This window comes from Streptomyces sp. NPDC017676, from assembly GCF_044329325.1.
GTDB lineage: Bacteria > Actinomycetota > Actinomycetes > Streptomycetales > Streptomycetaceae > Streptomyces.
Window position 1 is genome coordinate 55594 of record NZ_JBIRJA010000025.1, and the last position, 16100, is coordinate 71693.

At 70.8% G+C, this 16100-nt stretch carries 12 protein-coding genes and 1 pseudogene; 5 read left to right on the forward strand and 8 right to left on the reverse strand.

The features are described 5' to 3' along the window. Positions 1-30: 30 nt before the first annotated feature. A complete protein-coding gene (locus ACH4LD_RS38275; protein ID WP_398055001.1) occupies positions 31-663 on the forward strand; it encodes a DUF5134 domain-containing protein in 633 nt (210 codons plus the stop codon). 7 nt (positions 664-670) lie between these two features. Here the strand turns inward: ACH4LD_RS38275 and ACH4LD_RS38280 are convergent, their stop codons facing one another. The 5 genes from ACH4LD_RS38280 to ACH4LD_RS38300 form a co-directional block, all read right to left on the reverse strand. Next, positions 671-2062, reverse strand: coding sequence for an aldehyde dehydrogenase family protein (locus tag ACH4LD_RS38280; RefSeq protein ID WP_398055000.1), 1392 nt, complete (start codon positions 2060-2062; stop codon positions 671-673). Next, on the reverse strand, positions 2062-3162 hold the full coding sequence (locus ACH4LD_RS38285; protein WP_398054999.1) for a phenazine antibiotic biosynthesis protein: 1101 nt from the start codon (positions 3160-3162) through the stop codon (positions 2062-2064). Before ACH4LD_RS38285 ends, ACH4LD_RS38280 begins: the two co-directional genes overlap by 1 nt. A gap of 76 nt (positions 3163-3238) precedes the next feature. Further along, positions 3239-3982 carry a PIG-L deacetylase family protein gene (locus tag ACH4LD_RS38290; RefSeq protein ID WP_398054997.1) on the reverse strand — a complete coding sequence of 248 codons (744 nt, stop codon included), beginning with the start codon at positions 3980-3982 and terminating at the stop codon, positions 3239-3241. A 106-nt stretch (positions 3983-4088) separates the two neighbouring features. After that, positions 4089-5327, reverse strand: coding sequence for an NAD(P)/FAD-dependent oxidoreductase (locus tag ACH4LD_RS38295; protein WP_398054995.1), 1239 nt, complete (start codon positions 5325-5327; stop codon positions 4089-4091). A 173-nt stretch (positions 5328-5500) separates the two neighbouring features. After that, positions 5501-6262, reverse strand: a complete 762-nt coding sequence (locus tag ACH4LD_RS38300; protein WP_398054994.1) for a class I SAM-dependent methyltransferase — start codon at positions 6260-6262, stop codon at positions 5501-5503. Positions 6263-6704: 442 nt separating this feature from the next. Between ACH4LD_RS38300 and ACH4LD_RS38305 the strand changes: the two genes are divergently transcribed. From ACH4LD_RS38305 to ACH4LD_RS38315, 3 genes are all read left to right on the forward strand, one after another. After that, a complete protein-coding gene (locus tag ACH4LD_RS38305) occupies positions 6705-8333 on the forward strand; it encodes a cytochrome bc complex cytochrome b subunit (RefSeq protein ID WP_398054993.1) in 1629 nt (542 codons plus the stop codon). 311 nt (positions 8334-8644) lie between these two features. Then, positions 8645-9487 (forward strand): alpha/beta fold hydrolase, encoded by an 843-nt coding sequence (locus ACH4LD_RS38310; RefSeq protein WP_398054992.1) that lies wholly within the window; start codon positions 8645-8647, stop codon positions 9485-9487. A gap of 155 nt (positions 9488-9642) precedes the next feature. After that, complete coding sequence (locus tag ACH4LD_RS38315; RefSeq protein WP_132784238.1) at positions 9643-10161, forward strand: GNAT family N-acetyltransferase; 519 nt, start codon at positions 9643-9645, stop codon at positions 10159-10161. Positions 10162-10281: 120 nt separating this feature from the next. Here the strand turns inward: ACH4LD_RS38315 and ACH4LD_RS38320 are convergent. The 3 genes and pseudogenes from ACH4LD_RS38320 to ACH4LD_RS38330 all read right to left on the reverse strand — a co-directional run. After that, positions 10282-11469: pseudogene (locus ACH4LD_RS38320) on the reverse strand (2-oxo acid dehydrogenase subunit E2); the annotation flags it as partial. 112 nt (positions 11470-11581) lie between these two features. Further along, entirely contained in the window at positions 11582-14269 is a 2688-nt protein-coding gene (gene aceE / locus ACH4LD_RS38325; protein WP_398054991.1) for a pyruvate dehydrogenase (acetyl-transferring), homodimeric type, read from the reverse strand. A gap of 112 nt (positions 14270-14381) precedes the next feature. Then, positions 14382-15122 (reverse strand): SDR family oxidoreductase, encoded by a 741-nt coding sequence (locus tag ACH4LD_RS38330; RefSeq protein ID WP_398054990.1) that lies wholly within the window; start codon positions 15120-15122, stop codon positions 14382-14384. Positions 15123-15398: 276 nt separating this feature from the next. Here ACH4LD_RS38330 and ACH4LD_RS38335 point away from each other — a divergent pair, with 276 nt between their 5' ends. Continuing rightward, the gene (locus ACH4LD_RS38335; RefSeq protein WP_132784234.1) at positions 15399-15857 is read left to right on the forward strand and encodes a cupin domain-containing protein; all 459 of its coding nucleotides are present in this window, start codon (positions 15399-15401) and stop codon (positions 15855-15857) included. The last annotated feature ends 243 nt before the right edge of the window (positions 15858-16100 follow it).

Consider the following 16100-nt stretch of genomic DNA (forward strand, 5'->3'; position numbering starts at 1 on the left):
GTCATGGACCAGGAAAGGTGCACGCGTCCCATGGACACTCCCGTCGACATCGTGCACTTCATGCTGACGGTCCTCTTCGCCCTCGCGGCGGTGCACGCACTGTGGCACGGTGTGCGGTCGACGGGGGCGGGACGCCGTGACCGGGTGGACCACCTCCTGCACGCCGCCATGTCCGTGGCCATGGCGGCCATGCCCTGGAGTCTCGGCCGATCGCTGACCGGTCGGCCCACGACGGTTCTCTTCGCGCTCGCCGCACTGTGGTTCCCGCTGACCGCCCTCCGCCGCCGCACGGCGAACAGAGTGGCGGAGATCGCCGGCCGGCTGCCGTCCGCGGCCGGCATGGCCGCGATGGCCTGGATGCTGCGCACACCCCACGGCCGTGGGGTGCCGGCCCACGAGACCCTGGCCGCGGGCGTCCCAACCGTGCACGACACCGCGGCTCATGGCCATGCCGCCGGCGCACCGGTGCCGACCGCATGTGTCACCGGGCTGCTGACGGTGTATCTCCTGGCCTGTGCCATGTGGTCGTTGACCCGCCCCATGCCCTCGCTGCGGTCCACCCCGGACGCCGCGCACCGCGCCGCCGCGACGGACCCGTACGGTCACGTCCGCGACGGCGCGATGGCGCTGGGGACGGCCCTGATGCTGCTCATGCCCCACTGACCGCCTGTCACAGGGCGCCGACGACGGCCTTGCTGCGCATCAGGAAGTCCGACAGGTAACTGTCGTGGGGCACACCCGGAGCCATCCAGTAGGTCGGGTGGTCACCGACGTACACATTGGCGATGGTGGGTTCCGCCAGCAGCGCGTCGAGCAACGCCCCGTCGCGGGTGAGCGCCGAGAGCACGAGTGTGTCCCGCAGCGGAGCGATGCCGTCCGTACGGTTCCAGGGCGCCACCCACACGCAGGGGAACGGGAGTTCCGTCCGGAGCTGCGCGGCACTCGAACTGCCGACCTGGTGGACGGCGGGACGCAGGACGGCGCTTCCGTCACCGAGGTCGCCGACGACGCCGTCGCCACCGAGCCAGGCACGGGTCCCCGCGGCCACCGACCTCAGGTAGGAGTCCAGGGCCCGCGCCCGGTCGAGCGGGCACACCGGGAGCACCGCCCGCACGTCCTGCGGCGGCAGAACGGGCAGCCGGGACAGGCGGGCCGCGACGGCCTCGGCGAGCGGCGCCGGATCGCCCTCGACGAAGACGGCGGTGGCGTTGACGCACGCGGTGCCCCCCTCGTCGGCGACCGAGCCGACGATCGTGTCGAGGTGCTCCCGCCAGTCGGTGTCCGCCGTGACGAGGATCTTGGTCCTGCCCGGCCCCTGGGGCAGCACGCGCGGATCGCGGGCGTACTGGGTGACCACCTCGTCGCCGCCGTACACGACAGCGCGGTCGGCACCGCGGATGAGCACGTCGGCGGTCCGGTGGTCCGTGGGCAGCAGCATCAGCTGGTCCTCGCGGACACCAGCCCGGTGCAATGCCGCGACAAGCCGGTGCGGGGTGAACGGCTCCCGCCGCGACGGACGCACGGCGACGCGGTAGCCCAGCGCCAGCGCTTCCAGCCACAACCGGTGGACGCCGGGGTGGTTGCCGGAGGCGTTGACGGTGAACACGTTCCCCCGGCGGGCCCAGACGGCGTGGCCGGCCTCCAGAGCCGGGTCCCGGCGGTCGGAGACCGCCCCGCGTGGTCTTCCCCGCTCGGCGGAGGAACGGGCCCGGCTGACGAACCGAGCCGTGCCCCGTGTCGCGGCGCGCACCACCGTCAGCGGCGTGCCGGACGTGCGGCTGACGAGGTGTTCGTACTCGCGTACGCCCAGTCCGCCGACGGTGCCGGTGGCGAACTCCTCACCGGCCGCCTCCAGCAGTGCGTCGACGTCGGCCGCCGGCACCGCCTCGGCCTTGCGCAGCGCGGCCAGGGCCCGGCCGACGTACAGCGGTGGCACCAGGCTCAGCCGCGCCACCTCGGTGCCGGACACATCCGTCACCGCGCTCGGCACCCGCGTCCGGTACGGACCGCGGGGACCCAGCGCGTCCAGGTACACCGGCCCGGTGACCACGGCATGTGTCATCAGTACACGCCCTCGATCACGGTCTCGCCCTGCACCGTGGGCACCGGCGCGACGTCCGCGACGGCGTCACCTGCCTGGCCGTCGGCCGGCCGCATGCGCACGGCCGTGTCCCGTTCCGCGTTGTTGGGGATGAGCATGGACTTGCTGACGTGGCTGACGATCACCTGGCCCCGCTCACCGACATCGACCGTGTCCCCGGTGTCGGGGTCCACGACCGACAGGAACACGTACGGCGACACGGGGTCGAACACACAGGGCTCCGAAGCGCTGAGACCCGTCCGTTCGAGCAGCGCGGTGAGCATCATCGTGTTGCCGTACATGCCGATGAGGGGTACGTCGGGAAAGACCTCCGTGCCCAGCAGGTGGCGGGTGTCGGGGTCCATGTGCGTGCCACCCCAGATGATCGCCCGGACGGAGCCGTTGATCCGCTCCAGGAGGTCGTCCTCGCGGGCGAAGCGCTCCAGCAGGGGGGTGGTGGCGGCGAGTACCCCGATGTCCTGCGTCAGCAGGATCCGCCGGCACTGTTCGACGAGATGGTCGGTGTAGGACTCGACCTCGTCGCTCCGGCCGGCGGCGACCAGCTTCTTCACCCAGCGGGGGTCCATGTCGATGCTCAGCCCCGGGCCGCCGAGGGATCCCGCGGCCCGCTGCAGCACGTCACCCACCAGATGCGGGCCCGTCGGCGCCACCGTCAGCCACTGGGCTCCCACGGGCACGCCGTGGTCCCGGAGGCGCTTGTCGACCTGCTCCGTGCTGTGCCGCATCCAGTCGTCGAGCTGGACGACTCGCTTGGGCGCCCCGGTCGTTCCGCCGCTGTCGAAGACGTTGAGCAGCCGGGCGTCGTTTCCGTAGCCCCCGGGGATCAGGTCCGCCACCGGGACGTCCCGCAGTTCGTCGGTCTGGTCGGGGAAGAGCATCAGGTCGTCCACGCCCTTGACGTCCTGCCGCGGATCGAAGGCGAGCCGGTCGGCCCGGTCGAGCCAGTAGCGGGAACCCGTCGCCGGGTCGAAGTGCCAGCGCATGGCCGCTCGGACGAACTCGTCCGGGTCGACGTCGTCGGACGGTCCGGCGTCCAGAACGGTGGGGGACTCGTACGTCATGGATGGTCCTTCCTGGGCACGGGCTCGTGCGTATGAGCGAGGTTCCGCGGGACGTGTGAGATCGGAAAGGGTTCGGTCACCGGCTGAACAGCTCGAAGGCGACGGCACGCCTTCCGTCGAACCGCGAACCGTGGGTGCCGGTGCTGTCGGTCAGGAAGCGGCGCGCGTACGTCTCGGGGTCCTCCTCGGTCAGTGCCTCGATGTAGGTGCGGTGCCGCAGCAAGGACAGCACCCCCTGTTCGAAGCCGGGCTCGGCGGACACCGCGTGGGTCGGCGCGGGCGAGTTGGCGACGGCCACCCACCGGACGCCGTTCCAGGGCCGCAGGCCCTGTTCGGTGAGCTCGGGGAAGATCCAGCGGTTGCCCGCGTCCGCCGACGCGTCCAGCACCGCGCGTCCCACTGCCACGTGGTCCGGTGTGTTCCAGGCACCCTGGGCCCAGGTGTCCCGGTGGTTGAGCGTGATCACCAGCTCGGGTCGGTGGCGCCTGACGGCAGCGGCGATGTCGCGCCGCAGGGGCACGCCGTACTCGATCACACCGTCCTGGTGGTCGAGGAACTCCACCGTGGACACACCCACGGCCGCGGCGGCGGCACGCTGCTCCGCCTCGCGCAGCGACCGGGCGCGTTCGGGGGCCAGGCTGTCGATACCGGCCTCACCACGGGTGGCGAGGACGTAGACGACCTCCCGGCCGTCGGCCACCCAGGAGGCCACGGCGGCCGAGCATCCGTACTCCAGATCATCGGGATGGGCCACCACGGCGAGCGCCCGTCGCCAGTCGTCCGGCATCGGGCGGAGCGGTGGAAGAGGGCTGTCGGTCATGTGTCTGCTCTCGTAGATGTCGCGTGGTGTGGCGGCAGGCCGGCACGGGGCTCTTCAAAGCCGATGTGCGCGGGCACCTTGGAGCCGACCGTGTCGCCGAAGTGGTTCAGACGCGCGGAAGGAGGCTCTCCAGGGGGACGGCGAGATCGGCGAGGACGGCGTCGTCCGTCTCCACGCCGGATTCGATCAGGGAACGGATCGTGCCGATGACGTCCCACAGGTTGACGCTCATTCCCGCAACGATCCGGTTCCCGGACAGCCAGAAGGCGATGAACCGCCGCTCGTCCGGTGCCCCGCGGAAGACGACACGGTCGTAGCCGCCCGGCTCGGCGTAGCCGGTGTACTCCATCCCGAGGTCGTACTGGTCGGTGTAGAAGTACGGCAGCCGGTCGTAGACCGCGTCCTTGCCCAGCATGCTCAGCGCGGCGGTGCGCGGCTGGTGCAGTGCGTTGGCCCAGTGCTCGACGCGCAGGTGCCGGCCGAGCCGCGGGTGGTAGGCGTTGGCGACGTCGCCGGCGGCGTAGATGTCGGCCACCGAGGTCCGCAGGTGTCTGTCCGTGACGATGCCGTTGCGCACGTCCAGGCCCGCCTCCTCGGCGAGGCGGACGTTGGGCGTGATGCCCACTCCCACCACCACGGCGTCCGCGGGCAGGCGACTGCCGTCGGCGAGCACGACCCCGTCCACGCGGCCGCCGGTTCCGGTGACGCGTTCGATCCCGGCGTGGGGACGCAGGTCGACGCCGTGGTCCCGGTGCAGGCCGGCGAAGACCTCGGCCGCCTCTCGCCCCAGGACCTTGAGCAGGGGCAGCTCGGCGTGTTCAAGGACGGTCACCTCCGCCCCGGCCGTCCGCGCCGCGGCCGCCGTCTCCAGACCGATCCATCCGCCGCCGACGACCACGATCCGCGCGCCCTCGGTGAAGGCGGACTTGAGACGCTCGCTGTCGCCCACGCGTCGCAGATACAGCACGTTGTCCAGGTCCGCCCCCGGAACGGACAGGCGGCGCGGTGAGGAACCGGTCGCCAGAAGCAGCTTGGCGTAGGGCACGCGACGACCGTCGTCCAGCGTCACCTCGTGGGCCTGCCCGTCGACCGACGTCACACTCGTGCCCAGAAGCAGGTCGACGCCGTGTTCCCGGTACCAGTCCTCGGGGTGCACATAGATCGACTCGCGATCCTCCTTGCCCAACAGATAGCCCTTGGACAGCGGCGGTCGAATGTACGGCCGCTCACGCTCGTCCCCGATGAGGAGAAGCGGCCCGTCGTGACCGTGCGCGCGCAGTTCTTCAGCAGCCTTGCCGGCGGCCAGGCCGCCCCCGACGATCACGAATGTGTTATCAGGCGACATGATGATCCCGTCTCAGGTTGTGCGGCGCACACAGCGAGTCGTGTGGTGCGGTCATCCATGAGACCGGGCGACGACAAGGGTTGTGACATCACCGCGTCAGCGTGCCGGGGCGACCGCCGTCGGCGTCCCCTGGCCGTTCTCGCGGGCATCAGGAGGTGTGATCCGTCGCCTCATCAGGGAGAACGGAGCGTCACCGCCAGTACGGCCGGATCATCGTGTCCTGCCAACGGGACGAATCCGTGCCGTTCCAGGTCGTCGATCATCTGCGAGCGCGAGGCGGGCCACATCCAGAACGTCTCGGTGTGCTCCCGGAGCACACCTTCCGCACCCCGTACCCAGTAGTCGGCGCGTGTGTGGATGCGGTTTCCGGCGGTCGACATCACCATGCGTCCGCCGTACGTGTGCTCGCCGATGCGCTGTTCGGGCAGGACGCGCAGAAGGGCCCGGACCGGAAGCTGGGCAGGTGGAAGCTGCAGGAACAGCGAACCGCCCGGGACGAGGGCCGCGCCGATCGCATGCCAGAGCGCGTGCCGCGCGCTCGGCGAGAGGCACGCGACCGTGTTGTGGCAGACGGCCACGTCCGCCACCGCGTACAGAGCCGCCTCGTCCAAGGCGTGCGGGTGCACGGTCACCCGCTCCCTCTGCCGTGCGGGCAGGGCGGCGAGGCGGGTCATCAGGGACGTGCGCATGGCCCGCGCGGGCTCGACGGCGTACACGTCGACTGGAGACTCGGCCAGGCTCATCAACGTGACCCGTCCGGTACCGGCACCGATGTCCAGGACCCCGACACGGGCCTTCGCGACTTCGCGACCGTAGAGCTGACGGACCCGTCTCTCGTCCGCCTCGGCCTGGAGGATGTCGTAGAACTCCGCAGTGACGGCGTAGGAATCCGTCTGCGGCCGGAAGGTCGGTGCTCTCGCTATGACAGGGTGCATATCCAGCAAGACAGCACCTGGGCCGTAGGTGTGACAGCGATGACGGCGAGCGGGGTGCCGGCCCGTGCGGGCTCGGGGTGACCGCCGTCGCAGTCCTGTGCTGTTGCGTCGGCCGGGACCTCCTCACGAACGTCGAGGAGCACGGCGGCGCCCGGCTCCTTCTGTCACACCTGGGCCATCTCGCCGGTCATGACTGGGACAGCAGTTCACGAACCGTGCCCGAACAGCACAGCCGTGGACGAGTCGGCTCCGCAGCGCCGCGGGTGCGTTGCTTCGCCTCCGTGTCGGGGCTGGGCGACGCGCGTGGCACGGACAGCCACGGCCGCACGGCGACGGCGAGCCCTCGCAACACGCCAGTGCCGCGGACTCACGGCAGTGCCCGGGACCGCGGCGCCATCAGACGCAGCGAGCTTCGGGTGATGCAGAAATGAATGGTGGAGAGATGGGCAACGAAAGCCGGCCGGCCGAGCCGGGGCAGGAGCGCACGGGGGAGAGGCTCGCCCAGTGGGCGGACGGCCGACTCGGCTACCGCCGTCTGGCCCGCTCCGCTCGGCGTCTGGTCTTCCCCGACCATTGGTCGTTCATGCTCGGCGAGATCGCACTCTACAGTTTCGTCATCCTGCTGCTCACCGGCGTCTACCTGAGCCTCTACTTCCACCCTTCCTCCGACCCTGTGGTCTACCAGGGCAGCTACGCCCCCTTGCGAGGCCAGCTGGTGTCGGAGGCCTTCGACTCGACCCTGCACATATCCTTCGACGTCCGCGGCGGCCTGCTCGTCCGCCAGGCACACCACTGGGCGGCGCTGGTCTTCGTCGCCGCCTTGTTCGTACACATGTTGCGAGTCTTCTTCACCGGCGCGTTCCGCAAGCCACGCGAGCTGAACTGGGTGTTCGGGTTCCTGCTGCTCATCCTGGCCATGTTCGGGGGCCTGACGGGCTACGACCTGCCCGACGACCTGCTGTCCGGCACCGGCCTCCAGGTCGTGAACGGCACGATCCTGTCGATCCCGGTCGTCGGGACGTACGTGTCGTTCTTCCTCTTCGGCGGCGAGTTCCCCGGCGAGGACCTGATCGCCCGCTTCAACACGATCCACATCCTTGTCATCCCCGGACTGATGGTCGCCCTGCTCGTCGGCCACCTGGCCCTGGCCGTACGCCACCGGCACGCTCAGTACCCCGGGCCCGGCCGCACCAACACCAACGTCGTCGGCATTCCGTTCCGGGTGTACGCCGTGAAGGCCGGCGGCTACTTCTTCCTCGTGTCCGGCGTGATCTTCTTCATGGCCGCCGTCGCGCAGATCAATCCGGTGTGGAACTACGGGCCCTTCCGCCCCGACCAGGTCTCCGCCGGTTCCCAACCCGACTGGTACATGGGCGTCGCCGACGGCTTCCTGCGCGTCATGCCCGGCTGGGAAATCTCGTTCTGGGGCCACACCCTGGCCCTGGACAACTTCCTGCCCCTGCTGATCGGCATGCTCCTCTTCCTCGCCATGGGCGCCTATCCCTTCATCGAGTCCTGGGTCACGGACGACGACCGCGAACAGCACTTGCTGGACCGCCCCCGCAACCGCCCGGTGCGGACCGCTCTGGGCGTGGCCTGGCTCAGCGTCTACTCGGTGGCTCTCGTCGGTGCCGCCAACGACCTGATAGCGACGCATCTGCGTGTTTCCGTCGAATCAGTCACCTGGACCGTGCGCATCGGCCTGTTCGTCGTCCCGGTCCTGGCCTTCTTCATCACCAAACGTGTGGCACTGGGTCTCCAACGGCAGGACCGCGACAAGGTGCTGCACGGGCGTGAGAGCGGCGTCATCAAACGGCTTCCGCACGGCGAGTACGTCGAGGTGCACGAGCCGCTCACCCAGGCGCAACTGCACGTCCTGACGGCCCACACGCAGTACCGGCCCATGGAGGCCGCACCCTTGCAGGACGGCGACGGCGACGGCGCCGTGCCCCGCCGGGCCCAGCGCATGCGCGTCAGGCTCAGCCGTGTCCTCTACGGCTCGGGTACGCAGATTCCCAAGCCCACGGCGGCCGAGTACTCGGAGATCAGCAGCGGCCACCACCACTCCTGATCAGCGACGCAACACCCCGCGACCTGTCGTCACGACGTGTCACACCTTCGACGCGGTTCCGGTCATATGAGTAAAAGGCGGCACAACGAAGTGCCGGGCCAATCGGTCCGCCGTACACGGCTGTTCGCCGCGGCGCCCTCGCCCCGTCGGCCTGACCGCCGACTCCCGCGCGGCAGCCTCGGCTCTTCCTCGCAGCGGCGGACCCACACCCGTACCGCGGCTGCGGGCCGCGCAGGGGAAAAGACCCCCAAGGACCAGCCCGCTTGCCCTCCCGGAGCTTGCGCCCCGATCCCGCCCGAAAGGCATCCGACATGACCCGTACCTCCCGCACACGCCGGGCCCGTACCTCCCTCACCGTTCTGGCCGGCGCCACCATCGCCGCGGGCCTGCTCGCCACCACGATCGCCCCGGCCTCCGCCGACAAGGGCGTCCCCGCGCGGGCGCCCAAGCCCACCGTCGTCCTGGTCCACGGTGCCTTCGCCGACTCCACGAGCTGGAACGGCGTCATAGAGAGACTGCGACACGACGGTTATCCCGTGGTCGCCGTCGCCAACCCGCTGCGCTCACTGAGCGGCGATTCCGCCTACCTCAAGGACGTCCTGGCCGGCATCGACGGTCCCGTCGTCCTGGCCGGCCACTCCTACGGCGGCTCGGTCATCAGCAATGCCGCCACCGGTAACAAGAACGTCAAGGCGCTGGTCTACCTCGCAGCCTTCCTCCCGGAAAAGGGCGAAAGCGCGGTCGACCTGTCGGGGAAGTTCCCCGGCAGCACCCTCGGCGACGCGCTGCGCGCGGTGCCGTTCACGAACGCCGACGGTTCTCAGGGCACCGACCTCTACATCCAGAACGACAAGTTCCGGCACCAGTTCGCGGCGGACGTGCCCCGTAACGAGACCGACCTGATGGCCGTCACCCAGCGACCGATCACCAACGCCGCCCTGTCCGAGGGCGCGGCGGAGCCCGCGTGGAAGACCATCCCGTCCTGGGTCCTGGTCGCCACTCAGGACCTCAACATCCCGCCGAAGGCCCAGGAGTTCATGGCCGAGCGGGCCGGTGCCCACACCACGGAGGTCCGAGCGTCCCACGCGGTGAGCGTGTCGCGGCCCGGCAAGGTCGCCGACGTCATCGAGGACGCCGCACGCTCGGTGCGCTGACCCCTCCGCGTAACGCCCACGGGACTGACCCGGACCGTTCGGTCCACGTCGGTCCCGTGGGCGTTCCACGCTTCCGAGCGCGCGAACCCTGTTCCCCCGACCGCCGGTCCGCCCGTGCGCATCCCGCACCGGGCCGGCCGCGCAAGGACGATCCCATGCGCCGCGAACCGCGGATCATTCCCATCGGCCCCGGCCACCTCGCTCCCGTCGTGGCGATGCACCGTCGCTGCTCCTCGCACACCCTGTGGAGCCGTTACCACCGGGCCATGGCCGACCCTCCCACCTATCTGCCCGCTCTGCTGACCCGCCCCGGCTCGGTCCACCTGGCCGCACGGGACAGCACCGGCCGCATCGTCGCCGTGGGTCATCTGATGCCGGACCGCTCGGCCGTCGAGGCCGCGCTTCTGGTCGAGGACGCCTGGCAGGGGCAGGGGCTCGGTACCCGCCTGCTGCACCACCTGGGCCACCACGCGCTCAGAGGCGGCTGGGCGACGCTCTACGGCCTCGTCCTGTCCGGGGACGAACGGACGGACGCCCTCCTGCGCCACGTGCCCGTCCCCGTGCACCGCAGTGAGGAGGGCGGTACCGTCACCGCCTGGGTCCGGGCACATGACCTGGCGGTCGGCCTGCCCGGCCGCCGGCGCAGTCGCTTCCTCCGCGCCGGGCACCGGTGATCAGCGGCCGTCTTCCGGGCCGGCAGGACCGGGTACCGGCCCACTGAGAAAAGCCGATGCGGAACATAGAGTTCCGCATCGGCTGTTTCCTCAGCAGCTTCACCAGGGCGCGGGCACGCCTCACGTACCGGCGTCGGGGTACAGGTCGTCCTCGAACGCCGCGGACTCCAGGATCTCCCTGACCGCGGTCAGGTAGCGAGCCGCGTCCGCCCCGTCCACCAGCCGGTGGTCGTACGACAACGACAGGTGCACCAGGTCCCGGATGCCGATGACCTCCTCGCCGGCGCTGTGCACGACCCCGGGCCTCCTGACCGTCGCGCCCACGCCCAGGATCGCGGCCTGGCGCGGCGGCACGATGACGGTGTCGAACAGGGAGCCGCGCGAACCGGTGTTGGAGATCGTGAAGGTCGCGCCCGACACGTCATCGGGTGTGAGGTGGCCACTGCGGGCCCGGTCGGCCAGGTCGTGGACGGCCCGGGCGATCCCGGCGACGGTCAGGTCGCCCGCGGCCTTGATCACCGGGGTCATCAGCCCGTTCTCGGTGTCGACCGCGATGCCGACGTTCTCGGTGTCGAAGTAGGTGATCGTCCCCTCGGCCTCGTTGATCCTGGCGTTGACGACCGGATGTGCCTTCAGGGCCTGGGCCGCGGCCTTGACGAAGAACGGCATCGGGGACAGCTTGAGGCCCTCGCGGGCGAGGAAACCGTCCTTCGCCCGGTTCCGCAGGCGCATCAGCCCGGTGACGTCGGCCTCGACCGTGCTGGTCAGTTGCGCCTGCTCCAGCAGAGCCTTCTTCAGGTTGTCCCCGATGGCTCTGCGGATGCGGGTCATCGGGACCGTCCGGCCGCGCAGCGCGGACTCCTGCGCTGCCGGGGTGGACGGCACAGCGGGCGCAGGTGACACCGGCGTGACCGGCGCCGACACCGGCGGTGCCGCCGTGGGTACGGGCGCGGGGGCCGGCGACGGGGCGACGGGTGCGGCAGGAGGCGGCGTGACCGGCGCCGGCGCAGGAGTGGGAGACGGCGCCGGGGCAGCCTGGGGGGCCTCGGCCGGGGGCGCCGGTGGGGCCGCCGGGACGGCGTCCGCCGCACCGATGACGGCGAGTTCGGCGCCGACCTCGGCGGTCTCGTCCTCGGCGACGGCGATGCTCAGCAGAACACCGGTGGCGGGGGAGGGGATCTCGGTGTCGACCTTGTCGGTGGAGACCTCCAGCAAGGGTTCGTCGGCCTCGACGTGCTCGCCGATCTGTTTCAGCCAGCGGGTCACGGTGCCCTCGGTGACGGACTCGCCGAGGGCAGGCAGGGTCACGGTAACCGTCATGATGTCGTTCAGCTCCTCACGGACCGGCAGGGCGCAAGGGCCCTCCGGTTCCTTTCGTTCATGACCTGCGTCATGGGGGTCGGTCGCGTGTCCCCGCCGCTCACCGGTCGAGGCCGTAGCGGGCGCGGGCCTGCGCGACGGTCGCCAAGGGGATCTGCCCGGCCCGGGCCAGCCGGTCCAGTGCGGTCACCACGATCGACTCGGCGTCCACGTGGAAGTAGCGACGGACGTCCTCACGGGTGTCGGACAGACCGAAACCGTCGGTGCCCAGGGAGTAGTAGTCCTGCTCGATCCACTGGCTGATCTGGTCGGGCACCTGCCGCATCCAGTCGCTGACGGCCAGCACCGGCCCCGGCGCACCGGCCAGTGCCCCGGTGACGAACGGAGTGCGATCCTCACCGCGCATCCGGGCGTCGTCGGCGCGCATCGCGTCGCGGCGCAGCTCCGTCCACGACGTCACCGACCACACGTCGGCGTGCACGTTCCAGTCGGAGGCGAGGAGTTCCTGCGCTCGCAGGGCCCAGTGAATGGCCGTACCGGAGGACAGCAACTGGAGCCGGGGTCCCGCCGCGGCGGGGTCGGCGGGCCGGTACCGGTAGATGCCCCGGACGATGCCCTCCTCGACACCCGGCAGCGCGGGCATGGCCGGCTGGTGCTTCGGCTCGTTGTACACGGTCAGGTAGTAGAAGACGTCTTCCGGCTGCTCACCGTACATCCGGCGCAGACCGTCCCGGACGATGACCGCGATCTCGTAGGCGAAAGCCGGGTCGTAACTGACCGCCGCCGGATTGGTGGCGGCCAGCAGGTGCGAGTGCCCGTCCCCGTGCTGCAGTCCCTCACCGGTCATGGTCGTGCGCCCCGCGGTGCCGCCGACGACGAAGCCGCGGCCCATCTGGTCGCCGAGCGCCCAGAACTGGTCGCCGGTGCGCTGGAAGCCGAACATGGCGTAGAAGATGTAGAACGGGATCATGGGCTCGCCGTGCGTGGCGTACGAGGTCGCCGCGGCGGCGAACTCGGCCACGGAACCGGCCTCGGTGATGCCCTCGATCAGCAGCTGTCCGGTCGTGCTCTCCTTGTAGTGGAGCAACTGGTCCGCGTCGACCGGATCGTAGTTCTGGCCCAGCGGCGAGTAGATGCCGGCCGTGGGGAACATCGATTCCATGCCGAACGTACGGGCCTCGTCGGGGATGATCGGCACCCAGCGCGCTCCGGTCCGCTCGTCACGCATCAAATCTTTGACCAACCGCACCAATGCCATGGTGGTGGCGACCTCTTGGTGGCCGAAACCCTTCTCCAACGCCTCGAAGGGCTTGGCGGGCGGCTCCGGCAGCGGCTTCGCGATCACCCGCCGGAGAGGGGCGGGCCCTCCCAACGCGGCCCGGCGCTCGCGCAGGTACCGCACCTCCGGTGAATTCTCCCCCGGGTGCCAGAACGGGACCTGGTCACCGGCGAGCGCACTGTCGGGAATGGGAAGCCCCAGCAGGTCACGCATCTCACGGAACTGCTGCATCGTGAGCTTCTTCATCTGGTGGTTGGCGTTGCGGGACTCGAACGCCGAACCCAGGGTGTGACCCTTCACCGTCTGGGCGAGGATCACCGTCGGCGCGCCCCGGTGCTCCACCGCGGCCCGGTAGGCGGCGTACACCTTCAACGGCTCGTGTCCGCCGCGGGAGTTCTCGAACAGGTCGACCACCTGGGCGTCGCTCAGGGCGGCGGAGAGGGCGGACAGGGCGTCACCGGTGAAGAAGTTCTTCCGTATGTACGCGGCGTCCCGCGCGGCCAGCGTCTGCATCTGCGCGTCGGGCACCTCGCCCAGGCGCCGCACGAGGTCGCCGGTGGTGTCCTGTCCCAGCAGCGGGTCCCAGGCCTCGCCCCACAGGGTCTTGACCACGTTCCAGCCCGCGCCGCGGAACCGCGCCTCCAGCTCCTGCACGATCTTCGAGTTGGACCGCACCGGCCCGTCCAGGCGCTGGAGGTTGCAGTTGATGACGAACGTCAGGTTGTCCAGGCCCTCGCGGGAGGCCACAGTCAGGGCGGCCATCGACTCCGGCTCGTCCGTCTCCCCGTCGCCCAGGAACGCCCACACCCGCGAGGCGGAGGTGTCCTTGATGCCGCGAGCCTGCAGATAGCGGTTGAAGCGGGCCTGGTAGATCGCGCCGAGCGGGCCCAGCCCCATGGACACCGTCGGAAACTCCCACAGCCACGGCAGCCGCCGCGGGTGCGGGTACGACGGCAGGCCGTGTCCGCCCGCCTCCCGCCGGAAACCGTCGAGTTGCTCCCTGCTGAGCCTCCCTTCGAGGAACAGCCGGGCGTAGATGCCCGGGGAGGCGTGCCCCTGGAGGAACAGCTGGTCGCCCGATCCGTCACCGTCCTTGCCCCGGAAGAAGTGGTTGAAGCCGATCTCGTAGAGCCAGGCCGCCGACGCGTAGGTGGAGATGTGGCCGCCCAGTCCCAGCCGGGAACCCCGGGTGACCATGGCCGCGGCGTTCCACCGGTTGAGCGCGGTGATCCTGGACTCCATCTCCAGGTCGCCGTCGAACTCCGGCTGTGCGGCGGCCGGGACGGTGTTGATGTAGTCCGTGGACAGCAGTCCGGGCAGGGGCGTCCCCGACGCCGCGGCGAACTCGTGCACCCGCCGCATCAGGTAGGCCGCCCGCTCCGGCCCGGCGTTCCGCACGACGGCGTCGAGGGAGGCCTGCCATTCGGCGGTCTCCTCGCTGTCACGGTCGGGTAGTTGATCGAGCTCGCTGATCACAGAGGTCTCGGTGGGCCGGGACGGATCACTCATGGCAGCCTTCCTGTCACTGCGTGGGTGCCGGCGACGCCGGCCGCGGACACGGTGGGCGCCGCGGGGCGGTCGGTGGGGATCGGGGGTGACGACGCGTCGCCGCCCGGCGGACTCAGCGGTTCTTGAGCCACTGGCTGAAGGTCTGGTGGCCGACGTGGGCGTCCGGCCCGGGAAGGAGGGCCCGCTCCTGGAGCACCGCGCCGAAGAACGGGGCCCGCGCGTCGGCGATCACCGGGCCGCGCCGGCCCAGGAAGGTGAGCAGCTCGGCGGTGACGTCCTCGAACCTGAGCTCTTCGGGGCCGGCGACCTCGGTCACCTCGAACCGCGGTAGACCCACCGCGACATGGGCGACCGCCGTGGCGACGTCGTCCATCGAGACCGGACGCAGCAGGAGCGGGGGCACGTGCACACCGTCGGGCCGGGTGCCGGCCGTCGCGGCGGCCGCCACCGACTTGTGGAACGGCGTGGCGCGTACCACGGAGTACGGAACGGTGGTGTGCCGCACCAGGTCCTCCTGTGCCGCCTTGGCCCGGAAGTAGCCCGAGCCGATCCGGTCGGCGCCCACCACCGACAGCGCCACGTAGTGCTCGACGCCCGCCGCGGCGGCGGCCTTGAGGAGGTTGCCCGTCGCGGTGGTGAAGAACGCCGTGCTGGTCTCCTGCTTCCGCGAGGGTGCGTCGGTGAGGTCCACGACCACCTCGGCGGCGCGCAGCGCCTGGTCGAGGCCCTGGCCGGTGCTGACGTCGACCCCTTGTCTGCGGGAGACCGGCACGACCTCCACCCCGTGGTCCCGGAGCCTGGCGACGGTCCTGGAACCGATCAGACCGGTGGCACCTACAACGACGACTCTCATCTGGATCTCTTCCGTCCAGGGGCCGATGACCCCGCTGGGTATGCGTCGAAGGCGGTGGCGGACGTCGGTGCGCCACCGTGCTCACCACAGCTAGACAGGACCGATCGGCTCGTTGTGACACCATGCTCACGAGTGCCGGCCGCCGCCGGTCGCAATCCGTGTCACAAATCTGCCGGGCACCCGGTCAGGAGGAGGAGCGGTCTTCAACGACCGGACATGACCACGTGCAGGCGGGATCTGCCGCCCGGCACGTGGAACCACGGAAGGTGCGACTCAGTGTCGGAGAACTCACAGCACGCCCACCACGGCCACGGTCACGGAACGGGCGGCGAGGACGGTCCGAGCTGGACCCGAGCGGCGAAGATGCTCCAGGACGCCTCGCCGATCACCGTTCCCGAGGGTGCCTCGGCGATGACCATCCACGTCCAGTGGGAGCCCGGTGACCCCGGCACCCCGCCGCACCGCCACTCCGGACCGGCGTTCGGCTATGTCATCAAGGGCGCGGTCCGCTTCGAACTTGAGGGCGAGCCCGAGCGCGTCATCGAGGCCGGTGGCACGTTCTGGGAACCGGGTGGCGACGCCATCCACTACCAGGACGGCAACGCTCTCGCCGACGAGAGGACCGAATTCGTCGTCACCATGATGTGCGCCCCCGGCAAGCCCATGCTGGAGCTGGTCGACGAGCAGGAGCTCAAGGAGCGCGCCCACCTGCGTGCGCCGCGGCCCACCGCCTGACCCCGGAGGTCCGGCCGCCGTCCGCTGCCCCACGGCGGCGGACGGCGGCGTGTCCGCGTTGTGTGCCAAGGACCGGATCACCGTGCTCCGTGACACCCGGTGCCGGCCGTCGACGCGACAGGCGGGGGGGGGGGGCGCCCCCCCCCCCCCCCCCGCGCCGGGGGGGGGGGGGGGGGGGGCCGCCCGGGGGGGGGGGGGATCCCCCCCAAAGGGGGGGGGGGGGGGGGGAGGTCGGGCCCCCCC

Excerpts from the sequence above, each read along its gene's own strand:
- ACH4LD_RS38275 (WP_398055001.1), top strand. The coding sequence starts at position 31 with ATGGACACTCCCGTCGACATCGTGCACTTCATGCTGACGGTCCTCTTC.
- ACH4LD_RS38315 (WP_132784238.1), top strand. The coding sequence starts at position 9,643 with ATGCGCCGCGAACCGCGGATCATTCCCATCGGCCCCGGCCACCTCGCT.
- ACH4LD_RS38295 (WP_398054995.1), bottom strand. The coding sequence starts at position 5,327 with ATGTCGCCTGATAACACATTCGTGATCGTCGGGGGCGGCCTGGCCGCC.
- ACH4LD_RS38305 (WP_398054993.1), top strand. The coding sequence starts at position 6,705 with ATGGGCAACGAAAGCCGGCCGGCCGAGCCGGGGCAGGAGCGCACGGGG.
- ACH4LD_RS38290 (WP_398054997.1), bottom strand. The coding sequence starts at position 3,982 with ATGACCGACAGCCCTCTTCCACCGCTCCGCCCGATGCCGGACGACTGG.
- ACH4LD_RS38280 (WP_398055000.1), bottom strand. The coding sequence starts at position 2,062 with ATGACACATGCCGTGGTCACCGGGCCGGTGTACCTGGACGCGCTGGGT.
- aceE (WP_398054991.1), bottom strand. The coding sequence starts at position 14,269 with ATGAGTGATCCGTCCCGGCCCACCGAGACCTCTGTGATCAGCGAGCTC.
- ACH4LD_RS38330 (WP_398054990.1), bottom strand. The coding sequence starts at position 15,122 with ATGAGAGTCGTCGTTGTAGGTGCCACCGGTCTGATCGGTTCCAGGACC.
- ACH4LD_RS38285 (WP_398054999.1), bottom strand. The coding sequence starts at position 3,162 with ATGACGTACGAGTCCCCCACCGTTCTGGACGCCGGACCGTCCGACGAC.
- ACH4LD_RS38310 (WP_398054992.1), top strand. The coding sequence starts at position 8,645 with ATGACCCGTACCTCCCGCACACGCCGGGCCCGTACCTCCCTCACCGTT.
- ACH4LD_RS38300 (WP_398054994.1), bottom strand. The coding sequence starts at position 6,262 with ATGCACCCTGTCATAGCGAGAGCACCGACCTTCCGGCCGCAGACGGAT.